The 18,757-nt window shown below is 60.9% G+C and carries 14 protein-coding genes; 7 read left to right on the forward strand and 7 right to left on the reverse strand.

The annotated features are described in order from the left end of the window. Window positions 1-273: 273 nt before the first annotated feature. Together cheR and AC1MEK_RS29470 are read right to left on the reverse strand one after the other, a co-directional pair. Window positions 274-1,101 (reverse strand): protein-glutamate O-methyltransferase CheR, encoded by an 828-nt coding sequence (gene cheR, locus AC1MEK_RS29465; RefSeq protein WP_480399792.1) that lies wholly within the window; start codon window positions 1,099-1,101, stop codon window positions 274-276. Between the two features lie 44 nt (window positions 1,102-1,145). Next, the gene (locus AC1MEK_RS29470; protein WP_480399793.1) at window positions 1,146-2,078 is read right to left on the reverse strand and encodes a chemotaxis protein CheV; all 933 of its coding nucleotides are present in this window, start codon (window positions 2,076-2,078) and stop codon (window positions 1,146-1,148) included. 75 nt (window positions 2,079-2,153) lie between these two features. Here AC1MEK_RS29470 and flgA point away from each other — a divergent pair, with 75 nt between their 5' ends. The 4 genes from flgA (at window position 2,154) to AC1MEK_RS29490 (ending at window position 4,731) form a co-directional block, all read left to right on the forward strand. Then, window positions 2,154-2,915 (forward strand): flagellar basal body P-ring formation chaperone FlgA, encoded by a 762-nt coding sequence (gene flgA / locus AC1MEK_RS29475; RefSeq protein ID WP_480399781.1) that lies wholly within the window; start codon window positions 2,154-2,156, stop codon window positions 2,913-2,915. A 159-nt stretch (window positions 2,916-3,074) separates the two neighbouring features. After that, window positions 3,075-3,392 carry a flagellar biosynthesis anti-sigma factor FlgM gene (flgM, locus tag AC1MEK_RS29480; RefSeq protein ID WP_480399782.1) on the forward strand — a complete coding sequence of 106 codons (318 nt, stop codon included), beginning with the start codon at window positions 3,075-3,077 and terminating at the stop codon, window positions 3,390-3,392. Between the two features lie 49 nt (window positions 3,393-3,441). Continuing rightward, on the forward strand, window positions 3,442-3,909 hold the full coding sequence (locus AC1MEK_RS29485) for a flagella synthesis protein FlgN (RefSeq protein WP_480399783.1): 468 nt from the start codon (window positions 3,442-3,444) through the stop codon (window positions 3,907-3,909). A gap of 81 nt (window positions 3,910-3,990) precedes the next feature. Next, window positions 3,991-4,731: a flagellar brake protein gene (locus AC1MEK_RS29490; protein WP_480399784.1), complete on the forward strand. Its 741-nt coding sequence runs from the start codon at window positions 3,991-3,993 to the stop codon at window positions 4,729-4,731. 138 nt (window positions 4,732-4,869) lie between these two features. On the opposite strand, the gene AC1MEK_RS29495 is transcribed toward AC1MEK_RS29490, so the two are convergent. Then, window positions 4,870-6,306 (reverse strand): MFS transporter, encoded by a 1,437-nt coding sequence (locus AC1MEK_RS29495; protein WP_480399785.1) that lies wholly within the window; start codon window positions 6,304-6,306, stop codon window positions 4,870-4,872. 196 nt (window positions 6,307-6,502) lie between these two features. Next, a complete protein-coding gene (locus AC1MEK_RS29500) occupies window positions 6,503-7,744 on the reverse strand; it encodes a glutamine synthetase family protein (protein WP_480399794.1) in 1,242 nt (413 codons plus the stop codon). A gap of 368 nt (window positions 7,745-8,112) precedes the next feature. Between AC1MEK_RS29500 and AC1MEK_RS29505 the strand changes: the two genes are divergently transcribed. After that, entirely contained in the window at window positions 8,113-11,661 is a 3,549-nt protein-coding gene (locus AC1MEK_RS29505) for a glycosyltransferase (protein WP_480399786.1), read from the forward strand. A 26-nt stretch (window positions 11,662-11,687) separates the two neighbouring features. Here the strand turns inward: AC1MEK_RS29505 and AC1MEK_RS29510 are convergent, their stop codons facing one another. Continuing rightward, the gene (locus AC1MEK_RS29510) at window positions 11,688-12,695 is read right to left on the reverse strand and encodes an AraC family transcriptional regulator (protein WP_480399787.1); all 1,008 of its coding nucleotides are present in this window, start codon (window positions 12,693-12,695) and stop codon (window positions 11,688-11,690) included. A 196-nt stretch (window positions 12,696-12,891) separates the two neighbouring features. Between AC1MEK_RS29510 and AC1MEK_RS29515 the strand changes: the two genes are divergently transcribed. Together AC1MEK_RS29515 and AC1MEK_RS29520 are read left to right on the forward strand one after the other, a co-directional pair. Further along, window positions 12,892-14,076: an acetyl-CoA C-acyltransferase family protein gene (locus AC1MEK_RS29515; protein ID WP_480399788.1), complete on the forward strand. Its 1,185-nt coding sequence runs from the start codon at window positions 12,892-12,894 to the stop codon at window positions 14,074-14,076. A gap of 14 nt (window positions 14,077-14,090) precedes the next feature. Then, the gene (locus tag AC1MEK_RS29520; protein WP_480399789.1) at window positions 14,091-14,942 is read left to right on the forward strand and encodes a 3-hydroxybutyryl-CoA dehydrogenase; all 852 of its coding nucleotides are present in this window, start codon (window positions 14,091-14,093) and stop codon (window positions 14,940-14,942) included. A gap of 152 nt (window positions 14,943-15,094) precedes the next feature. On the opposite strand, the gene AC1MEK_RS29525 is transcribed toward AC1MEK_RS29520, so the two are convergent. After that, window positions 15,095-17,476, reverse strand: coding sequence for an efflux RND transporter permease subunit (locus AC1MEK_RS29525; protein ID WP_480399790.1), 2,382 nt, complete (start codon window positions 17,474-17,476; stop codon window positions 15,095-15,097). Window positions 17,477-17,506: 30 nt separating this feature from the next. Then, a complete protein-coding gene (locus AC1MEK_RS29530) occupies window positions 17,507-18,520 on the reverse strand; it encodes a WD40/YVTN/BNR-like repeat-containing protein (protein WP_480399791.1) in 1,014 nt (337 codons plus the stop codon). Between the last annotated feature and the right edge of the window lie 237 nt (window positions 18,521-18,757).

Raw genomic sequence — 18,757 nt, forward strand, 5'->3', positions numbered from 1 at the left:
TTCGCGCCGGGCCCACGGAACATCGCCGGAGGGAGGGAAGTCCGACGAAGGAGGACCCAAACCAGGAGCAGGACCCCTTGGTTACTTGGGGGTGGTGCGGCATTCCGACTTTTCCAAGTAACTCGACGAAGTCGAAACAGATCTGACGTTAGGAAGAGCGCTCTTGATCTTGATCTTGATCTTGAAAACCTGACGCCCACCACGATCCCGCAGCCCACAAAAAACCCGGCATCAACGCCGGGTTTCAAGCAAACAATCAGACCACCACCAAACCTACTTGGCCTGATAAATAATCCCAGGACTGCACTGCACCATCTGATAATGATCCGGCAACCCGTTCAACGCCTCCGACGCCCCGAGGAACAGATACCCCCCCGGCTTCAACGTCGCATGAATACGCAACAGAATGTCCTTCTTCACCTCGGCCGAAAAATAAATCAGCACGTTGCGACAGAACACAATGTCAAACTTGCCCAACGCCGCATAACTGTCCAACAGATTGAACGAGCGAAACTCCACACGACTCTTGATCGGCGCCTTCACCGTCCAGCGCCCCGGCGTCTTCTGATCGAAATACCGCTGCAGCCGATCCGGCGACAAGCCCCGGCCGATCGCCAGACTGTCGTACTCCCCGGTCTTGCAATTGGTCAGCATGCTCCCCGACAAATCGGTCGCCACAATCTGCGCACCCGACTTCATCAACCCCGGGTTGCTGCGCTCGAACTCATCGATCGACATCGACAGCGAATACGGCTCCTGCCCCGACGAACAGGCCGCCGACCAGATCCGCGGACGCAGACCCGGCGAGGCCTTGAGCTGCTCGGGCAGCACCTTGCTCTTGAGCACCTCGAACGGATACGTGTCACGAAACCACAGGGTCTCGTTGGTCGTCATCGCATCGACCACCTGCTCGCGCAGACCACTGCGCGGCTGGCTCTGAATACGCTGGATCAACTCGCCCAGCGACTTGATGCCCTGCTGCTCCATCAGCTTGTTCAGGCGACTGGAGACCAGGTACTGCTTGTTTTCACCCAGCAAAATGCCACAGGCTTTTTCCAGGAAGACCCGGAACTGCTCAAAATCCAAATTACCTGTAGACATGCCGCCTCTCAAATCATGTGAACAGCCACCAGGGAAAGCCCTGCTCAGCTGATATCTGCCGCCCTGATACGATCAACCACGCGGGCCGCCAGATCGTCCGGCCGGAACTTGGCCAGGAAATCGTCGGCACCGACTTTCTTCACCATCGCCTGGTTGAACACGCCGGACAACGAAGTATGCAAGATAATGTGTAGCTTCTGCATGCGCGGATCGTTGCGGATCTCTGCAGTCAAGGTGTAGCCGTCCATCTCCGGCATTTCAATGTCGGAGATCATCATCAGGAATTCTTCTTCCGGTTTCTTGCCCTCGTCCACCAGCTTGCGCAGGAATTCGAGCGCCTGACGACCGTCGTTCAACGCCGTGACTTCAACCCCCACCGTCTGCAAGCAACGGGTCACCTGCTTACGCGCCACCGAAGAGTCATCCACCGTCAGCACACGCAGCGACAGCGCCTTGTGCGCGACTTCTTCGGTCACCACGCCTGCGGAAATGTTTTCCGACACCGGTGCCACCTCGGCGAGGATTTTCTCCACGTCGATGATTTCCACCAACTGGTTATCGATGCGCGTCACTGCCGTGAGGTAGTGATCGCGCCCGGTCCCCTTGGGTGGCGGATGAATGTCTTCCCAGTTCATGTTGACGATGCGTTCGACCGAATGCACCAGAAAACCCTGAATCTTGGTGTTGTACTCGGTAATGATCACGAACGAATTGGCGATGTTGGCCAGAGGCGCAGCCCCGGTCGCCATCGACAAGTCGAGAATCGGAATCGTCCCGCCACGAATATTAGCCACTCCGCGCACAATCGGACTGGATTTGGGCATGAGGGTAAGTTTTGGGCACTGAAGCACCTCTTTTACCTTGAACACGTTGATCCCATACAACTGCTTGCCTTCCAGCCGGAACAGCAACAGTTCAAGGCGGTTCTGCCCTACCAGTTGAGTGCGCTGGTTCACTGAATCCAAAACACCAGCCATGCACCACCCCTCCCAAAACGACCAGTCGCGCACTGCCCTGACGGCAAGCGGCACGGCCCTTGCTATTGACCTGTCATGAACTTGCCAATGACAGTATCTCGACACTTCTACACCGCGACCCGCAGCCTTTATAGCGTGGTGGTCGCGCTGTGTCTGCTCGGCGTCGCAAACGCGGCCCGGGCGGACAACGTAACCCTGCCTGAACAACTTATCGGCGCTACCCAGGGCTTTCTTGAATTCACCGTAGAAGACTATCTGGCGACCAGTCAGACCCAGGGACGCTACGAGATCGAAGTCAAACAGCTCGACCCGCGCCTGCGCATGCCGCATTGCGACAAGGAATTGACAGCCTCGCTGGAAAACTCGGCAACGCCCATCGGCCGGGTGACGGTCAAGCTGCGCTGCGAAGGCTCCTCACCGTGGACGGTGTTCGTGCCTGCGCAGGTACATCTGTTTCGCAATGTGGTGACCGTGGTGCGGCCGATGAAGCGTGATGCGATCGTCTCGTCCGGCGACGTGGCCCTGCGCGAGCGCGACGTGGGCCTGCTGGGGCAGGGTTTTCTCGATTCGCTGGATCAGGCGATCGGGCAGAAAGTTGTCCGACCAACGGTCATCGACCAGATCCTCACCCCGGTGCATCTGGAGCAACCGCAGATGGTCCACAAGGGCGACCAGGTGGTGATCACCGCGCGCAGTGGGGCCATGAGCGTGCGCATGCCCGGTGAAGCCCTGGCTGACGGTGGCCTGAACGAGCAGATCCGGGTCAAGAACCTCAATTCCAAGCGCGTGATCAAGGCCAACGTGGTCGCCCCCGGGCAAGTCGAGGTGCCTATGTAAGGCGCAGGAATCTCTGGCGCTACGCTTGCGCTTTTTCTACACTCGGAGCCAGTCCGGCCTGTGCGAAGTCGACTCGAGACTGTTTTCGCATTGGCCCTAAAGTTATTCCGGGTCTAGCCGAAACAAAGGCAAGCGTCCTAGAACCCAGAGGTTTTAATCATGGTCATCGACTTCAGTCGTTTGAATAGCTCCACTGCCGTAGGCGGTACTTCGCGTACCGCCAACACCAAGGAAACCAGCAAGACCGAAGCCCCGGCGACGGCCAGCACTTCCCAGAGCGTTGACGGCAGCGGCGAGAAAGTACATTTGAGCAGCGAAGCTCAACAGTTGCAGAAGATCACTGATTCGTTGCGTGATCAGCCCACCGTCAACAGCGCCCGCGTGGCCGAGTTGAAGCAGGCTATCGCCGACGGCAGCTACAAGGTCGACAGCAACCGCGTTGCCAGCAAACTGCTTGATTTCGAAGCCCAGCGCTAGCCCCCGGTCCGCGCAGGGGCTTCTGGACGCTTGAATCCCAGGGCATGCGATGCAAGACACTACATTGCTTCAACTGATCACGGACGATATTGCGCCGACCCGGCATCTGCTGGACATCCTGAAGGCCGAGGCACTGGCGCTTCACGGACGCAATATGGTCGAAATGGAACACATCCTGGCGCAGAAACAGGCGCTGGTGATCGTGCTCGAGCAGCATGGACGCCGACGCAGCCAACTGATGAGCAGTCTGGGCCTGCCCGCCAATCGCGCGGGACTCGAAGAAGTGGCCAAGCACTCCGCAGTCGGCGAAGCACTGTTGAAAGCGGGCGACGAATTGAACGCGCTGATGACCGAATGTCAGGCCGCCAACGAACAGAATGGCGCACTGATTCAGCTGCAGCAGCTGACCACGGCTCAACAGCTGCGCATCCTCAACGGTGGCGATACACCCACGCTGTATGACAGCCGGGGTTCGACTGCCGGAAAGATGAGACCGCGTCCGCTTAGCCAGGCGTAAGTTCTTGTATCAAGACGTGCGACATGATGGCAAACTGCCTGCGCCGCACGTTGTCGTTTTTTGCCTGGAGATGGATTAACCGTGAATGCCTTAAGCGCGGAAGATGTTCCGCAGCCACCAAAGGTACTGAACACGCCTTTGGAAATTGCCGCCAACCTGCGGCTGCTGATGGAAAGCCATGATCCCTTGATCATCACCTTCCATGAGCGCAGCCAGCGTTTCCAGAGCTACGTCATCGAAGTCGACCGTGACAACAACGTCATCGCCTTGGATGAAATGATTCCTCGCGATGGCGAGCGCTTCATGGCCAATGGCGAAGCGTTCCGTGTCGAAGGCTTCCACGATGGCGTGCGCATCGCCTGGGAATGCAAGGCACAGATGACCATCATCGAGGACCCGCACAGCTATCGCGGCCCTCTGCCTGAAGAAGTCATTTATCACCAGCGCCGTAACGCCTTCCGCGCAGCCTTGAAGCTGGCCTCGCTGGTCGACATCGAAGTCGGCGGCGAGAAGCTCAAGTCGCCGTTGCGCGGCAAGCTGCTGGATATCTCGGCCACCGGCTGCAAGCTGCGTTTCGACGGCGACTTCTCCGAGCGCATGCAGCTGGGCCAGGTCTACGACCGCTTCATCGCGGCCCTGCCCTTCGGCAACATGACCACCTCGGTCGAGCTGCGCTACCTGCACTTCGAAGAGAAGATCAACACCACCTTCGCCGGCGTGCGCTTCCACAACATCAGTGGCCTGGTGCAGCGTCAGGTCGAGCGCTTCGTCTACCAGCTGCAACGCGAAGCGCGCCGCTTCGACAAAGACGACGATTTCTGATCGACCGACATCAGCGACCGCTCTGTGGGAGTGAGCTTGCTCACGAAACGCGCCTCTTCAGCCATCTGTTCAAGAACTGAAATGACGCATTCGTGAGCAAGCTCACTCCCACAGGTGTTTTTGCCTGACAGTCACTCTTTACAACGGCCGATCCACGCCCACATCCCGCGCATCGTCTGCCGGCTCGCCATTGACCTCCTCGACCACGGCTACCGGCCGTACAACGCCTTCGCCTGACGGCAGAACCCGTTCCTGTACCTCCTCGGTCGCCGCCTGCGCTGGCGCTTCTGGTGCAGGTGATCCCGCCTCTGCGGCGTTCTGCATCTGATCCTGCACCACCTGTTCATCCACACGCGGGTCGAGTGCGACCACCAGTGGCGAGCTGGCCATGCTTTCGGGCATGGCCACGTGGTGCAGCGGCGCGTCCTGCACCTGGTGCAGGTTGGTGACGGCTTTGGGACGGATGCGCAGCACCAGGATCAACGCGACGAAGCAGACGAAGGCGTAGAGCATGTTGCTGCCGAACTGCTTCATCAGCACACCGGCCACCAGCGGCCCGATACTGGCGCCCACGCCGTAGGTCATCAGCAGCATGGCCGTGAGGGACACGCGGCGCTCGCCCTCGACGTGGTCGTTGGAGAACGCCACGGCCAGCGGGTACAGCGCAAATTGCAAAAGCGAGGTCACGAAGCCCATGGCGAAGACCACTTCCATCGGCAATCCGGGGAAGATCGCCAACGGCAACGAGGCCAGCACCAGAAACCCGGCAAAGCCGCGAATCAGCTTGGCGCGGTCATAGCGGTCGGAAATCCTGCCCAACGGCCCCTGCACCAATAATCCCGCGCCAATGCAGCAGGCCATGAACAGACCGACGTGGTCGGTGGACAGCCCCTGCTGCGCAGCGAACAACGGTGCCAAGCCATAGAACGAACCAATGATCAGCCCCGCGCTGAGCACCGTGGTCAGCGACTGTGGCACCCGCCGCATGAAGAACAGCGGCTCCAGCGGTGCCGGGCGCATCGGCGCCGGGTGAATGCTGCGGGTCATCGCCACTGGCACTAGGCACAGCGCAAAACACATCGCGACCAGCATCAGCAATTCAGGCCCCAACTGCGGATGGATCACCAGAATCAGCTGACCCAGCACCAGCCCCAGATAGGACGCGATCATGTAGCCGCTGAACACCAGCCCGCGCTGCTTGGGCGAGGCCTGTTCGTTGAGCCAGCTCTCGATGACCATGTACTGGCACATCATGCCAAGGCCCACGATCATCCGCAGGAATATCCAGGCTGGCACAAAGTTGATCAGGCCATGCCCGAGCACCGCCGCGCCGACGATCCCGGCGCAGGTGGCGTAGGCGCGGATATGCCCTACCCGGCCGATCAGCCGGTGGCCGACCTTGCCGCCCAGTGCCAGCCCCACGTAGTTGGCAGCCATCAGCGCACCGACCCACAGCCCGTCGACATGATCGGCGGCCAGGCGCAACGCAAGATAGGTACTTAACAGGCCCGAACCGATGAGCATCATCAGTGAGGCGAAATACAGCGCTCGAAAGGATTTCCAGATTTGGCGCATCGACTTTCCAAAAACGGAAATCCTCATCCATGGAGGATTTCCGAAACGCGGTTTTTAAGCCTGGGAAACAGGGTGTGTAAAAACGTCACGAGCGAAGGTAATACAAGGCAAAAACAGGCGGAAAAGCGGAGTCTAGGGGCTCTAAATGAGCATTTTCCGCCTGTTTTTAACGCAGTAGTACCGAGCGCAGTAGTTTTTACACATCCTGGGCCAAGACTCGGCGTTCCCAGGGAGTAATTTCGTTGAAGAAACTGGTCAGTTCCAGGGTCTTCGACGCGATGTAGCCTTCGATGAACTCGGCCCCGAACAGTTCCTTGGCCAGCCCACTGCGTTTCAGACGCTCCAGCGCCGCATGCAAGGTGCAGGGCAGCGACAGATGATCCGGCACGGCGAATTCTCCCTGAATCGCATCCGTTGGCTCAAGCTGCTGTTCGATTCCATAAAGCCCGGCTGAAAGACTAGCTGCTATGGCCAGATATGGGTTGGCATCTGCGCCGGGCAGACGATTTTCCACGCGCCGGGCCACTGGTGCGCTGGCCGGGATGCGCAGGCCCGCGGCACGGTTGTCGTGGGACCAGCAGGCGTTGTTAGGCGAGGCGAACGGATGGCACAGGCGCTGATAGGAATTGACGTTGGGCGCGAACAGCGCGGTGAAGTCCGCCATGGCCGCCTGCTGGCCGCCGATGAAGTGGCGGAACGCCGCGGTGGGTTCGCCCTGGGCATCACTGAAAATGTTTTTCCCGGTGGCGCTGTCCACCACGCTCTGATGAATGTGCATCGAACTGCCCGGCGTGTGTGCCAGCGGCTTGGCCATGCACACCACGGTCAGGCCGTGCTTGAGCGCTACTTCCTTGAGCATGTGCTTGAACAGGAAGGTCTGGTCGGCGAGCAGTAGCGGGTCGCCGTGCAGCAGGTTGATCTCGAACTGGCTGACGCCCATTTCATGCATGAAGGTGTCGCGAGGCAGGCCCAGCGCTGCCATGCATTTATAGACTTCGCTGAAGAACGGCCGCAGGCCGTTGTTGGAGCTGACGCTGAACGCCGACTGGCCATCCTCGCGACGCCCGTCCAGCCCCACCGGCGGCTTGAAAGGCTGGTTGGGATCACTGTTGGGGGCGAAGACAAAGAACTCGAGTTCGGTGGCTACCACCGGCGACCAGCCATGGCGGGCATAGCGGGCGATGACCGATTTGAGCTGGCCACGGGTCGACAGATTCGACGGCTCGCCGTCCAACTCATCAGCGTCGCAGATCGCCAGTGCGCGAGGCTCGTCGCTCCAGGGCAGGCGATGGGTCTGCGCGGGGTCGGCCACCAGCGCCAGATCGCCGTCGTCGCTGCCGTAGAACTTCGCGGCGGGATAGCCGCCCATGATGCACTGCAGCAGCACCCCACGGGCCAGTTGCAGGCGGCGGCCTTCCAGAAAGCCCTCCGCCGTCATGACCTTGCCCCGTGGCACGCCGTTAAGGTCCGGGGTGACACACTCAATTTCATCAATGCCCATCAATCGCTGCGCGAGTGAATTGTGGCCATCGCTACTCATGACTCAAGTCCTTTATTTTTATGCAGGGTTCTTATGCCCGCCGCGGCGCCGCGCAGCGAGGCGTACAAAATAAGCGTCGGGCGTTCAAAATATCAAGCGCCTTGACGCCGTGCCCGGATCCGGCGAGGTTTGGCTGACTTATTGCTTTACGCGAGTATTGTGCGCCTGCCGTCATATTCATGGCGGCAGCGCCCCACAGGCTCATCGGGTTGAGCTGCAACTTCGAAACAGCGACACCCGTCGTGTTTCCCGCATCGGATATGAAAATGGAATCTCAACGCCTGGTCAGCGTCGTCATCGCAGTCGGCAAGACCGATTTTCTCGACGCGGCATTGCGCAGCGTCATGGATCAGACCTATCAAGCCATTGAAATCGTGGTCTGCGACGACACGCAGGCGGGCAGTGTACACAGTATCCTGAGCCTCTATTCGGGCAGTGGCAGGTCAATCCGTCACGTGTCCAGCGCACATCACCAGGGCTTGAGCGCTTCATTGACACAGGCCGTTGCCTTGGCCGGTGGCGAATACATCAAGTTCCTGTCGGACGATGCAGTCCTGGCCCCGGACAGCATCGCGCAACTGGTTCACGCCCTGGAAGCGACGCCACAGGCAAGCCTGGCCGCCGGTGCGCGCCAGTGGATTGACGAGTTCGATCAGGTATTGCCCGACAATCTGCAGACCAGACTGCGGTTCGTCAGCCCTCAGGCCATGCACGGTCCGGACGTTGTGGCCTTTCTCGGCGAGTTCACCTGCAATTTCATTGGCGAGTTGAGCGGCGTCCTGTGTCGGCGCTGCGATCTTGTGGCCCTTGGGGAGCACCTGTTTTCCCTCAAGGGCGAGGCGCTCGATGATCTGGCCGACCTTGCGATGTATGTCCAGCTGCTGCGCCACGGTGATCTGGTGCTACTCCCCGCGCTGCTGAGCAGTACCCGCATCGCCCCGCGTAACCTGACCGATCAGGGGATCGAAACCGCAGGCGCCGACACTGCGGATGTCCACCGTTTTCACCGACTGGTGCGCGAATCAGGATGGAACACGCCTTCACTGGACAACGGCTGGGTCCGGATGCGCGCCGCCACAAGCCAGGCAGGCTATGCCGATTTCAACCTGTTGGCGAACCTCAGCGCACCGCTGCCCCAACGGCTGAACCCGGAACAGGTGCAGGCCTGGCTGGATTTTCGACACCCGGATGACCGGGAATGGCAGTTGATCCGCGAGCACCTTGCGCGCACGGGCATTCCCTCATTGCTGGTCGTGATCGATGACCGCCATGACCGCCACGAGTCGGTACAGCGAAGCCTGGACAGCCTGCGCTCGTTCACCGAGCTGGGCGCGTCAGTACAGGTCGCTGTGCTGTCGAGCGTCTTTCGCGCGTTCGAGGTGGCGTCCGGCATCGAGCTGAACCAGCTGACCGATGCCGGCGGTACCCTTGGCGCCACGCTGAACACGCTCACTCATGCCGGCGACTTCGACTGGCTGGTGGTGATCGAGGCGGGCACCTTGTTCACGTCCTTCGGCCTGACCGCGTGCGCGCTCAAACTCATCGACTCTGCGCATTGCCGTGCGGCGTTCGCCGATGAAATGCATCGCTCGGCCAGGGGCGAGCTGGGTTCGGCGATGCGACCGGATTTCAATCTCGACTATCTTCTGAGCTACCCGCTGCTCACCGCCGGACACTGGCTGCTGAGCAGACAAATGCTGATCGATGTGGGCGGTTTCGATCCAGGCTGCCATGAAGCGGCGCAGCTGGACCTCATTTTGCGCCTGTTCGAGAACGAGGGCGCTGACCGGATCCTGCACATCTGCGAACCCCTGCTGGTGTGCCAAACCCCTGAAGCGGTGGAAAACCCCGAGGAAATCCGGGTACTTGAACGCCACCTGAAGCGGCGTGGCTATCCCGACGCCCGCGTCCTTCAGACGCTCGCCCGGCGATATCACGTTGAGTATCACCACGGCGAAACACCGCTGGTGTCGATCATCATTCCGACCCGTGATCAACTGCCCCTGCTGCGCCGGTGCGTAGAAACCCTGCTGGCCAAGACCTGCTATGCCAACTACGAAGTGCTGATCGTCGACAACGACAGCCGCGACCCCGAGGCGCTGGCCTGGCTGGCACAGCTCGAAGACCTCGCCAGCGACAAGATCCGGGTCCTGCGCTACCCCCATCCGTTTAACTATTCGAAAATCAACAACACCGCTGCCCGTCACGCCAGGGGCGACTATCTGGTGCTGCTGAACAACGATACTGCCGTGGTGCATGATCGCTGGCTGGACGAGATGCTGAACCACGCGCTGCGTCCGGAAGCAGGGATCGTCGGCGCCAGGCTGCTGTTCCCCTTCTGGCGCTTGCAACATGCGGGCGTTCGCCTTGGGCTGGACGGTCCCGCGTGTCACCCCTGGCTGGGCGAGCCGTTTTTCATTCAGGGCTACATGCAGCGGGCTCAGGTCGATCAGAATCTGAGCGCGGTCACGGCGGCATGCCTGATGATCCGCCGCAGTCTCTATGAAGACGTGGGCGGTCTGGACGAAACCTCTTTCGCGGTCTCCTACAACGACATCGATCTGTGCCTTAAAGTGGCCGAGCGCGGTTACCTGACGGTCTGGACGCCTCACGCGGTTGTGATACACGAAGGCAACGTCAGCCAGAACACCGTTGACCCTGCCAGCCAGCATGCCAAGAATCAGCGTTTTCTGGGCGAACAACTGGCGATGTTTCAGAAATGGCTGCCACGCCTGGCCAACGATCCGGCATTCAATCCATTGCTGTCTCTGGATCTGAACTGCGTCGAGCTTGAAGTCAACCTGCGCCAGATCTGGCGGCCACTGGCCTGGCAACGCTGCCCTACCGTTCTGGCTTACAGCGACGTGACCGATGCCGCGCCGCAGGAGCGTATCGTCACACCGTTCCAGAGCCTGCAACGTGCAGGCCTGATCAACGGCCTGCACAGTGCTCACCGGTTATCGCTGCCGCAACAGGCCCGGCTCAATCCACAGGTGCTCGTGCTCCAGGCGAGTCTGGACGACGACCCTCTGCGCAGCCTGGCGATGGCAAAAATACAGGCCGGGCTGTTTGTAACAATGGACCTGTGCCATGTCCAACTCGCTTCGAATTCGCTCGACGACCCATTCGCCTTCAGCCCGGAGCACGTCGAGCGTCTGCAGAAGACCTTGCGCCTGGCTGATCGGGTGGTCGCCGCAACGCCACTGCTGGCCGGCCTGGCCCGTGAGTTCCACAGCGATGTCCGCTTATTGCCGTCTCGCCTGGACCCAGACAAATGGGGCAACCTCCCAAGCCCCTCGGGCACTCGGCAAAAACCGCGAGTCGGCCTGGTCTGCCAGCGCTGGGACGCTGAAGACTTGCACATGATGATCCCGGTGATTCGTCGCCTGGCGGACGAGGTCCACTGGGTGGTGATGGGCGATCAGACCGATCTGTTGCGTGATGAAGTCAGAGAACGTCATGAGGCTGCGCAAGCCGACGACTACCCGGGTCTGCTCGCCAGCCTCAATCTGGATATTGCCTTGCTGCCGGCCGTGGATAACTTGCGCAGCGCCTGCAAGACCAACATCGATTTGTTGCAACTGGGCAGCTGTGGGGTTGCGGTGATCTGCAGTGACGTTCCCGCTTACGAAGGGCATTTTCAGGTCACCCGGGTGCCTGCGTCGCTGGAGGCATGGCTTGAGGCCATTCGCCGCCATGTTCAGGATCCCGTCATGGCGGCTCGCAACGGCGGACAACTGAGGGAGCAGGTACTGCAAGACTGGCTGTTCGACGAGCATGCGCAGCAGGCCTGGCAGGCTGCGTGGCTACCCTGACAGGCCTCGCCGCTGCTGCCGATTGATCAGGGCAGGTGCCTGGAGCGATAGGCTCCCGGGCTCTGCCCTGTCCACTTCTTGAACGCCCGGTGAAACGCGCTGGGCTCCTGGAAACCCACTAGGGAGGCGATGTCCACCACGCTCATGTCGGTCTCCCGCAGCTTGTGCTGGGCGATGCCACGGCGCACCTCGTCCTTGATCCCCTGAAACGCACAGCCCTCGCGCTCGAGCCTGCGACGGAAGGTCGTGGGGCTGAGTTTCAGTTCGTCCGCCATTTCGATCAATGTCGGCCAATGGCCGTAATGGCTGTTACGCAGGCGCTGATAGACCTGCGCCGCCAGCCCACGCTGATTGCGAAAACGTATGACCAGCCATTGCGGCGCACTCCGCAAAAACGATTTGAGTGACGGCAGCGATTGCACCACCGGCAGGCGCAGGTAGTGGCTGGAGAATTCGATTTCGGTTTTCTGCTCGCCGAAGGTCAGGTTGAAGCCCCACAGCAGCGGGTCATCGCTCAGGCGCGCACGAGTCTGGCGAAACTGCGCCCGGTCGATGGTGATACGCCGCCCGCCCAGCCAGCACAGCAGGCTGATCATCAGCAGCAGAAAGGTCTCCTCGCCGAAGCGCTGACGGGTCGGGTCGTCGACGCGGGTGTCCACGGAGATCACCGCGCGCTGGCCTCTGATGATCAGGCTGCCGCGAAAATCCCGCAGAAACAGTCCGAAGCTGTTCAGGCACTGGCGCAGCGCCTTCTCCAGATTCGGCTCCTGAATCAGCCCGCGACAGATCAGGGCGAAGCTGCCCAGTGGCATGCCGTGGGAATCCAGCGCGAAAAACTCGTCTTCCAGCTCCTTGATCTGGATCAGCCACAGGGCGGCAAAGGCGCTGGCCGGCACCCGTGCAGCAGGGTCGTCGAGCAGCGCCATGTCGATCTCCGCTGCCTGCAACACCGACTGCAGGCGCAGCGGCTGGTCGCGCAATGCGTGCACCACCAACTGCACGAAATAGATCGAGACTGAATCCTTTTTCCGCATGTCCGGCCTTTCCTTCTTATTGATGTGCTCGTGAATGAGCCGACGGCGCAGATGGTAAAGAACGCCAGCCGATATGGACAGTTTCGGCATAGGCCACGCTGCGAGGCGCATCTAGACTTGCCCGCAACCCGCACCTGGCCGAAATGCCGTTCGTCGGTGCCGTCACCATAAATTCAACAGGTTTGAAGGAGTCGACATGAGCAATCCCGAAGTTTTCGTCGTCAGCGCACTGCGTACCGCCATCGGTGGATTCGGCGGTTCCCTCAAGGATGTCTCGCCCATCGAGCTGGGCACCCAGGTCAGCCGCGCCGCCATCGCCAAATCCGGCCTTGCGCCTGAGCATATCGGCCATGTGGTGATGGGTCACGTCATCCCTACCGAAGTGCGCGACGCTTATCTTTCGCGGGTCATCGCCCTGGAAGCCGGGCTGACCAAGGAAACCCCGGCGATGAACGTCAACCGCCTGTGCGGCTCCGGCCTGCAGGCCATCGTGTCGGCCGCGCAATCCCTGATGCTCGGCGACGCCAAGGCCGTGCTGGCCGGCGGTGCCGAATCCATGAGCCGCGGCGCCTACATCATGCCGCAAGCCCGCTGGGGCGCGCGCATGGGCAACGTTCAGGCCTACGACTACATGCTCGGCGCGCTGCATGACCCCTTCGCCAATATCCACATGGGCATCACCGCCGAGAACATCGCCGAAAACCATGGCATCACCCGCGCCGATCAGGACGCACTGGCGCTGACCAGCCAGCAGCGCGCTGCACGCGCCATCGCTGAAGGCCGCTTCGAAGGGCAGATCGTGCCGATCGAAATCGCCACTCGCAAAGGCACGGTCACGTTCGCTCAAGACGAGCACGTGCGCGGCGACGTGACCGCCGAGCAACTGGAAAAAATGAAGACCGCTTTCAAGAAAGACGGTACGGTCACCGCTGGCAACGCTTCGGGCCTGAACGATGGCGCGGCGGCGCTGGTCATGGCCAACGGCGACATGGTGCGCGAGCATGGTCTCAAGCCGATGGCGCGCCTGGTGGCCTATGCCCATGCCGGTGTCGAGCCGTCGATGATGGGCCTGGGCCCGATTCCGGCCAGCCGCAAAGCACTGGAGCGCGCAGGCCTGACGGTCGCCGATCTGGACGTCATCGAATCCAACGAGGCGTTCGCCGCCCAGGCCTGTGCCGTGGCCCGCGAGCTGGGTTTCGATCCGGAGAAGGTCAATCCCAACGGTTCGGGCATTTCCCTGGGCCACCCGGTGGGCGCGACCGGCGCGATCATCGCCACCAAGGCCATCCATGAGCTGCACCGTATTGGCGGGCGCTACGCGCTGGTGACCATGTGCATCGGCGGCGGCCAGGGCATCGCCGTCATCTTCGAACGCGTGTGAGCGAGGCCATTTTCATGAGCATGCAACATATCGCCGTGATCGGCGCCGGCACCATGGGCAACGGCATCGCGCAGGTGTGCGCGATTGCCGGTTTCGACGTCACCTTGCTGGACATCAGCGACGCGGCGCTGGAGCGCGGTCTCGCCACGGTGCGCAAGAACCTGGAGCGCCAGGTCAACAAGCAGACGCTGACCGCCGAAATCGCCGAACAGGCGCTGGCGAGAATCCGCTGCACCACCGACTACGCGCAACTGAACGATCCGCAGGTGGTGATCGAGGCGGCCACCGAGAATCTGGACCTCAAGCTGCGCCTGCTCAAGCAGATTGCGGCGAATGTGGGCTCCGATTGCGTGATCGCTTCCAACACGTCGTCGCTGTCGATCACTCAGCTGGCCGCCAGCGTCGACAGCCCGGAGCGCTTCATCGGCCTGCACTTCTTCAACCCGGTGCCGATGATGGGCCTGATCGAGGTGATTCGCGGGCTGCAGACGGCGGACGAAACCCATGTGGTGGCGATCAAGCTGGCCGAACGGCTGAACAAGACCGCGATCACTGCGGGCAACCGCCCGGGCTTTGTGGTTAATCGCATTCTGGTGCCGATGATCAACGAAGCGATTCTGGTGCTGCAGGAAGGCCTGGCCACCGCGCAGGACATCGACGACGGCATGCGCCTGGGCTGCAACCAGCCCATCGGCCCGCTGGCGCTGGCTGACCTGATCGGGCTGGATACCTTGCTGGCCATCGTCGAAGCGTTCCACGAGGGCTTCAACGACAGCAAGTACCGCCCTGCCCCGCTGCTCAAGGAGATGGTGGCGGCCGGGTATCTGGGTCGCAAGAGTGGGCGTGGGTTCTTCGTTTACAACTGATCTGAGCAACAGCCTCGCCCCGTAGCAGCACGGCTTGCCGGCGGGGCGATCTTGAGAACGCTCCCGTCGGCAAGCCGTGCTGCTACGGGGGGCGTAATAAACGCAAAAACCGCGACCTTACGGGCCGCGGTTTTTTTCGTTTCGAGGTTCTATCAATGGGAGAACAGCGAATTCCCCACCTTGCCCGCCATCTTATCCGGCTTGATCAGGAACCGCGCCAGTGCCGGCAGCAGCCACAGTGCGCCGAACATGTTCCACAGCAGCATGAAGGTCAGCATCAGGCCCATGTCGGCCTGGAACTTGATGGCCGAGAAGATCCAGGTGCACACGCCGATCGCCAGGCACAGGCCGGTGAACAATACCGCCTTGCCGGTGGATTTCAGGGTTTCGTAGTACGCCTCCTGCAACGGCAGCCCGGCGCGCAGGAAACTTTCGAGACGGCTGTAGATGTAGATGCCGTAGTCCACGCCGATCCCCACGCCCAACGCCACGACCGGCAGGGTCGCGACCTTGACCCCGATGCCAAGGAACGCCATCAGCGCGTTGCCCAGCACCGATGTCAGTACCAGCGGCAGCACGATGCACAGCGTGGCCGCCCATGAGCGGAAGGTAATCATGCACATGACCGCCACGCAGATATAGACCAGCACCAGGATGGTCAACTCGGCTTGTTTGATGACTTCGTTGGTGGCCGCCTCGATCCCGGCGTTACCCGCCGCCAGCAGAAACTCCAGGCCCTCCTTGTTGTTGGCCTTGGCGAAGCCCTGTACCGCATGCACCGCGCGGTCCAGCGTCTCGGCCTTGTGGTCGTTGAGGAAGATCAGCAATGGCGCCAGCGAACAGGTGTTGTTGTACAGGCCATCAGCCCGGGAGATCGAGCTGTTGAGCACGTCCTTGTTGCGCGACAGCGACTCCCACTTCAGGTTGCCCTCGTTCATGCCCTTGATCACTTGCTTGGACACGGTCACCAGCGAGATTGCCGACTGCACGCCTGGCGTGTTCTCCATCTTCCACGACAGCTCGTTGATCGCCGACAGCGTCTGATAGGCCGAGCAGCCCTCGGGCGGAGTCTTGACCATCACCACCAGCACATCGGAGCTGGTGGAGTAATTGTTGATGATGAAGTTGTTGTCCTGGTTGTAGCGCGAATCCGGACGCAGCTCCGGCGCGCCCTGGTCCAGGTCGCCGATTTTCAGGTTGTGGCCGTACCAGAGGCCACCAGCCAGCGCGAGCAGAGACAGCACCACGGAAACCCGAGCGACTTTCGGCGCGGCAAAGTTCGACAGCAAGCGCCAGAACGGGTGCTCGCAGGCTGCGGCCTGTTTACTGCGACTCACGGCCTTCTTGCTGATACCTGCGTAGGAAATCGCCACGGGCAGCAGGATCAGGTTGGTGAACACGATCACCGCCACACCGATCGAGGCGCCGATCGCCAGTTCGCGGATCACCCCGATGTCGATGATCAGCAGCGTGATGAAGCCCACGGCATCAGCGAGGATCGCGATCATGCCCGGCAGGAACAGTTGCCGGAACGTGCGGCGCGCTGCGGTCAATGCGTTGTCGGCATCGCTGGATTGCAGCGCGATGCCGTTGATCTTCTGCACGCCGTGGGAAATACCGATGGCGAAGATCAGAAACGGCACCAGCATCGAGTAGGGATCAAGCCCGAAGCCCACCACATGCATCAGCCCCAGTTGCCAGATCACCGCGATCAGGGTGGTGCTCAACACCGCAATGGTGCTGCGCAGGCAACGGGTGAACCACATCAGCAGCACAAGCGTGATCAGGAACGCCACGCCAAAGAACATCACTACCATGATCAGGCCGTCGATCAGATCGCCGACCTTCTTGGCGAAACCGACGATGTGGATGTCGACGTTGGGATTCTGCGCTTCGTACTTGTCGCGAATCTTCTGTTCGAGTTGATGGGAGAACTGACGGTAATCCAGCGGCAGCAGCCGGCCCTGGTCTTCAGGGTCCGGGTAGAACTCCTGCAGCGGCACATCGACGATGCTGGATTTGAAGTTGTTGGCGACCAGCCTGCCGACCTGGCCGGATTTCAGGACGTTGTTACGCAGTTTGTCGAGGCTGGCCTGGGAGCCGTCGTAACTCTGGGGAATCACTTCGCCGCCGGCAAAGCCCTCTTCGGTCACTTCCGTCCAGCGCACGCTCGGGCTCCACAGCGACTTGAGGCCCGAACGGTCCACGCCCGAGATATAGAACACTTCGTCGTTGATCTGCCGCAGGGTCTCCATGTACTCCTTGGTGAAAATGTCACCCTGCCTGGCCTCCACCGAGATCCGCACGGTGTTGCCCAGGTTCGCCAGGTCGTTGCGGTGCTCCATCATGTTCTGAATGAACGGATGGCTCAGCGGAATCATCTTCTCGAAACTGGTAGAGGGGCGCACCAGCGTCGCCTGCCAGAACAGCACGATGCTGACCAGCAAGCAGATGACGATGACGGTCGGGCGATTGTTGAAGATCAGCCGTTCCAGCAAAGTCGGTTTGTCGTGATGGTGTTGAAATTGAGTCATCGGAAAGCGTCCTCGCCTGATCCGTTCTTCTTATTGTTGAGCGATGTCAGCGCCTGTTGGCGAGGAGACGTGAACGCCGCCCTGTCCGACCAGAATGAGATTGCCCTTGTCGTCTTCGGCCACACCCGACAGGGAAAGACGGTCGGAACGGTTGGCCACCGTGAAGGACTCACCGTCATCGGTGCTGCGCATGACACTGCCGCCGTTTCCTACGAGGACAATGGAGTTGTCGGGCAGCACTGAGGCGTTGGCGATGCTGAACTCCAGCGGGCCGCGCTCGCCTTGCAGGGCGATAGGCTCCCAGGTGCTGCCGAAATCGGTGGAGCGGAACAGGTTGCCGCGCAGGCCGTAGGCCAGCAGGGTATTGGGCTGGGCAGTACCGACTGCGCCAAACAGCGAGCCTTGATAGGGACCTTCGAGTTTTTCCCAGGTCTGGCCGTCATCGGACGAGCGAAACATGCTGCCCATCTCACCCACGATAAACAGGCCGGCGTCTTTGACGTAAGTGATGCCGTTCAGATGGTATTGGTCTTCGTTATCCAGACGATCGCCGATGTCCTGCCAGTGCTGACCACCGTCGGTGGTCTCCAGCAGGGCGCCGTAGGCACCCACGGCGATCCCGGCATTCAGGTCCTTGAACCAGACATCCAGCAGCGGCGCCTCGCGCTTGAGGTCTTCGAATTGTTTGCTCCAGGTCTTGCCGCCGTCAGTGCTGGCCAGAATCTGCGCGTCGTGCCCCACCGCCCAGCCGTGCTGATCGTCGACAAAATAAACCGCCGTCAGCAACTGGCGGCTCGGCACTTTGGCCTGGGCCCAGGTTTTACCCTGATCGTCGGAATAGAGAATGTGCCCACGGTCCCCCACGACCACCATCCGGCTTCCGGCATGGGTGACGTCCAGCAGAAGACTGCGGGAGGCCTTGTTCGATTCGAGCGCGAATTCGGAATGATCCGGGGTGCTGGCGGGAGACGAGCTGTCAGCGGCCAGCGCGGTGCTGCCCAGGCCTATGAAAATGAACAGCGACAATGCAACATTCGCACGCATGGAGCTTTCCCTTCCCTTCTTTTTATTAGGTTCTCCTGGTCACCCTGCCTACGTCGCAAGCGCTCTAGCCTGCGCGACGTGGCCTGCCCAGGCTACCGAGGCGAACTCATCCTATCGGGGTTTGGAAACGTATGACAATCGACATGACGTTATCTTTTGTTAAGCAACGCCTTGGTGATTGGAGGGCTATCAGCGGCGCTTATCGAGGCGCCGAAAAGACAAAACCCCAACCGCTGA

The sequence above is a fragment of the Pseudomonas sp. 2 genome, from assembly GCF_056627435.1.

What these genes read in the sequence shown, in the direction of transcription:
- AC1MEK_RS29470 (WP_480399793.1), bottom strand. Translation starts at nt 2,078, where the DNA reads ATGGCTGGTGTTTTGGATTCAGTGAACCAGCGCACTCAACTGGTAGGG.
- flgM (WP_480399782.1), top strand. Translation starts at nt 3,075, where the DNA reads ATGGTCATCGACTTCAGTCGTTTGAATAGCTCCACTGCCGTAGGCGGT.
- AC1MEK_RS29495 (WP_480399785.1), bottom strand. Translation starts at nt 6,306, where the DNA reads ATGCGCCAAATCTGGAAATCCTTTCGAGCGCTGTATTTCGCCTCACTG.
- cheR (WP_480399792.1), bottom strand. Translation starts at nt 1,101, where the DNA reads ATGTCTACAGGTAATTTGGATTTTGAGCAGTTCCGGGTCTTCCTGGAA.
- AC1MEK_RS29510 (WP_480399787.1), bottom strand. Translation starts at nt 12,695, where the DNA reads ATGCGGAAAAAGGATTCAGTCTCGATCTATTTCGTGCAGTTGGTGGTG.
- AC1MEK_RS29500 (WP_480399794.1), bottom strand. Translation starts at nt 7,744, where the DNA reads ATGACGGCGGAGGGCTTTCTGGAAGGCCGCCGCCTGCAACTGGCCCGT.
- AC1MEK_RS29520 (WP_480399789.1), top strand. Translation starts at nt 14,091, where the DNA reads ATGAGCATGCAACATATCGCCGTGATCGGCGCCGGCACCATGGGCAAC.
- AC1MEK_RS29530 (WP_480399791.1), bottom strand. Translation starts at nt 18,520, where the DNA reads ATGCGTGCGAATGTTGCATTGTCGCTGTTCATTTTCATAGGCCTGGGC.
- AC1MEK_RS29505 (WP_480399786.1), top strand. Translation starts at nt 8,113, where the DNA reads ATGGAATCTCAACGCCTGGTCAGCGTCGTCATCGCAGTCGGCAAGACC.
- AC1MEK_RS29485 (WP_480399783.1), top strand. Translation starts at nt 3,442, where the DNA reads ATGCAAGACACTACATTGCTTCAACTGATCACGGACGATATTGCGCCG.
- flgA (WP_480399781.1), top strand. Translation starts at nt 2,154, where the DNA reads ATGAACTTGCCAATGACAGTATCTCGACACTTCTACACCGCGACCCGC.
- AC1MEK_RS29515 (WP_480399788.1), top strand. Translation starts at nt 12,892, where the DNA reads ATGAGCAATCCCGAAGTTTTCGTCGTCAGCGCACTGCGTACCGCCATC.
- AC1MEK_RS29525 (WP_480399790.1), bottom strand. Translation starts at nt 17,476, where the DNA reads ATGACTCAATTTCAACACCATCACGACAAACCGACTTTGCTGGAACGG.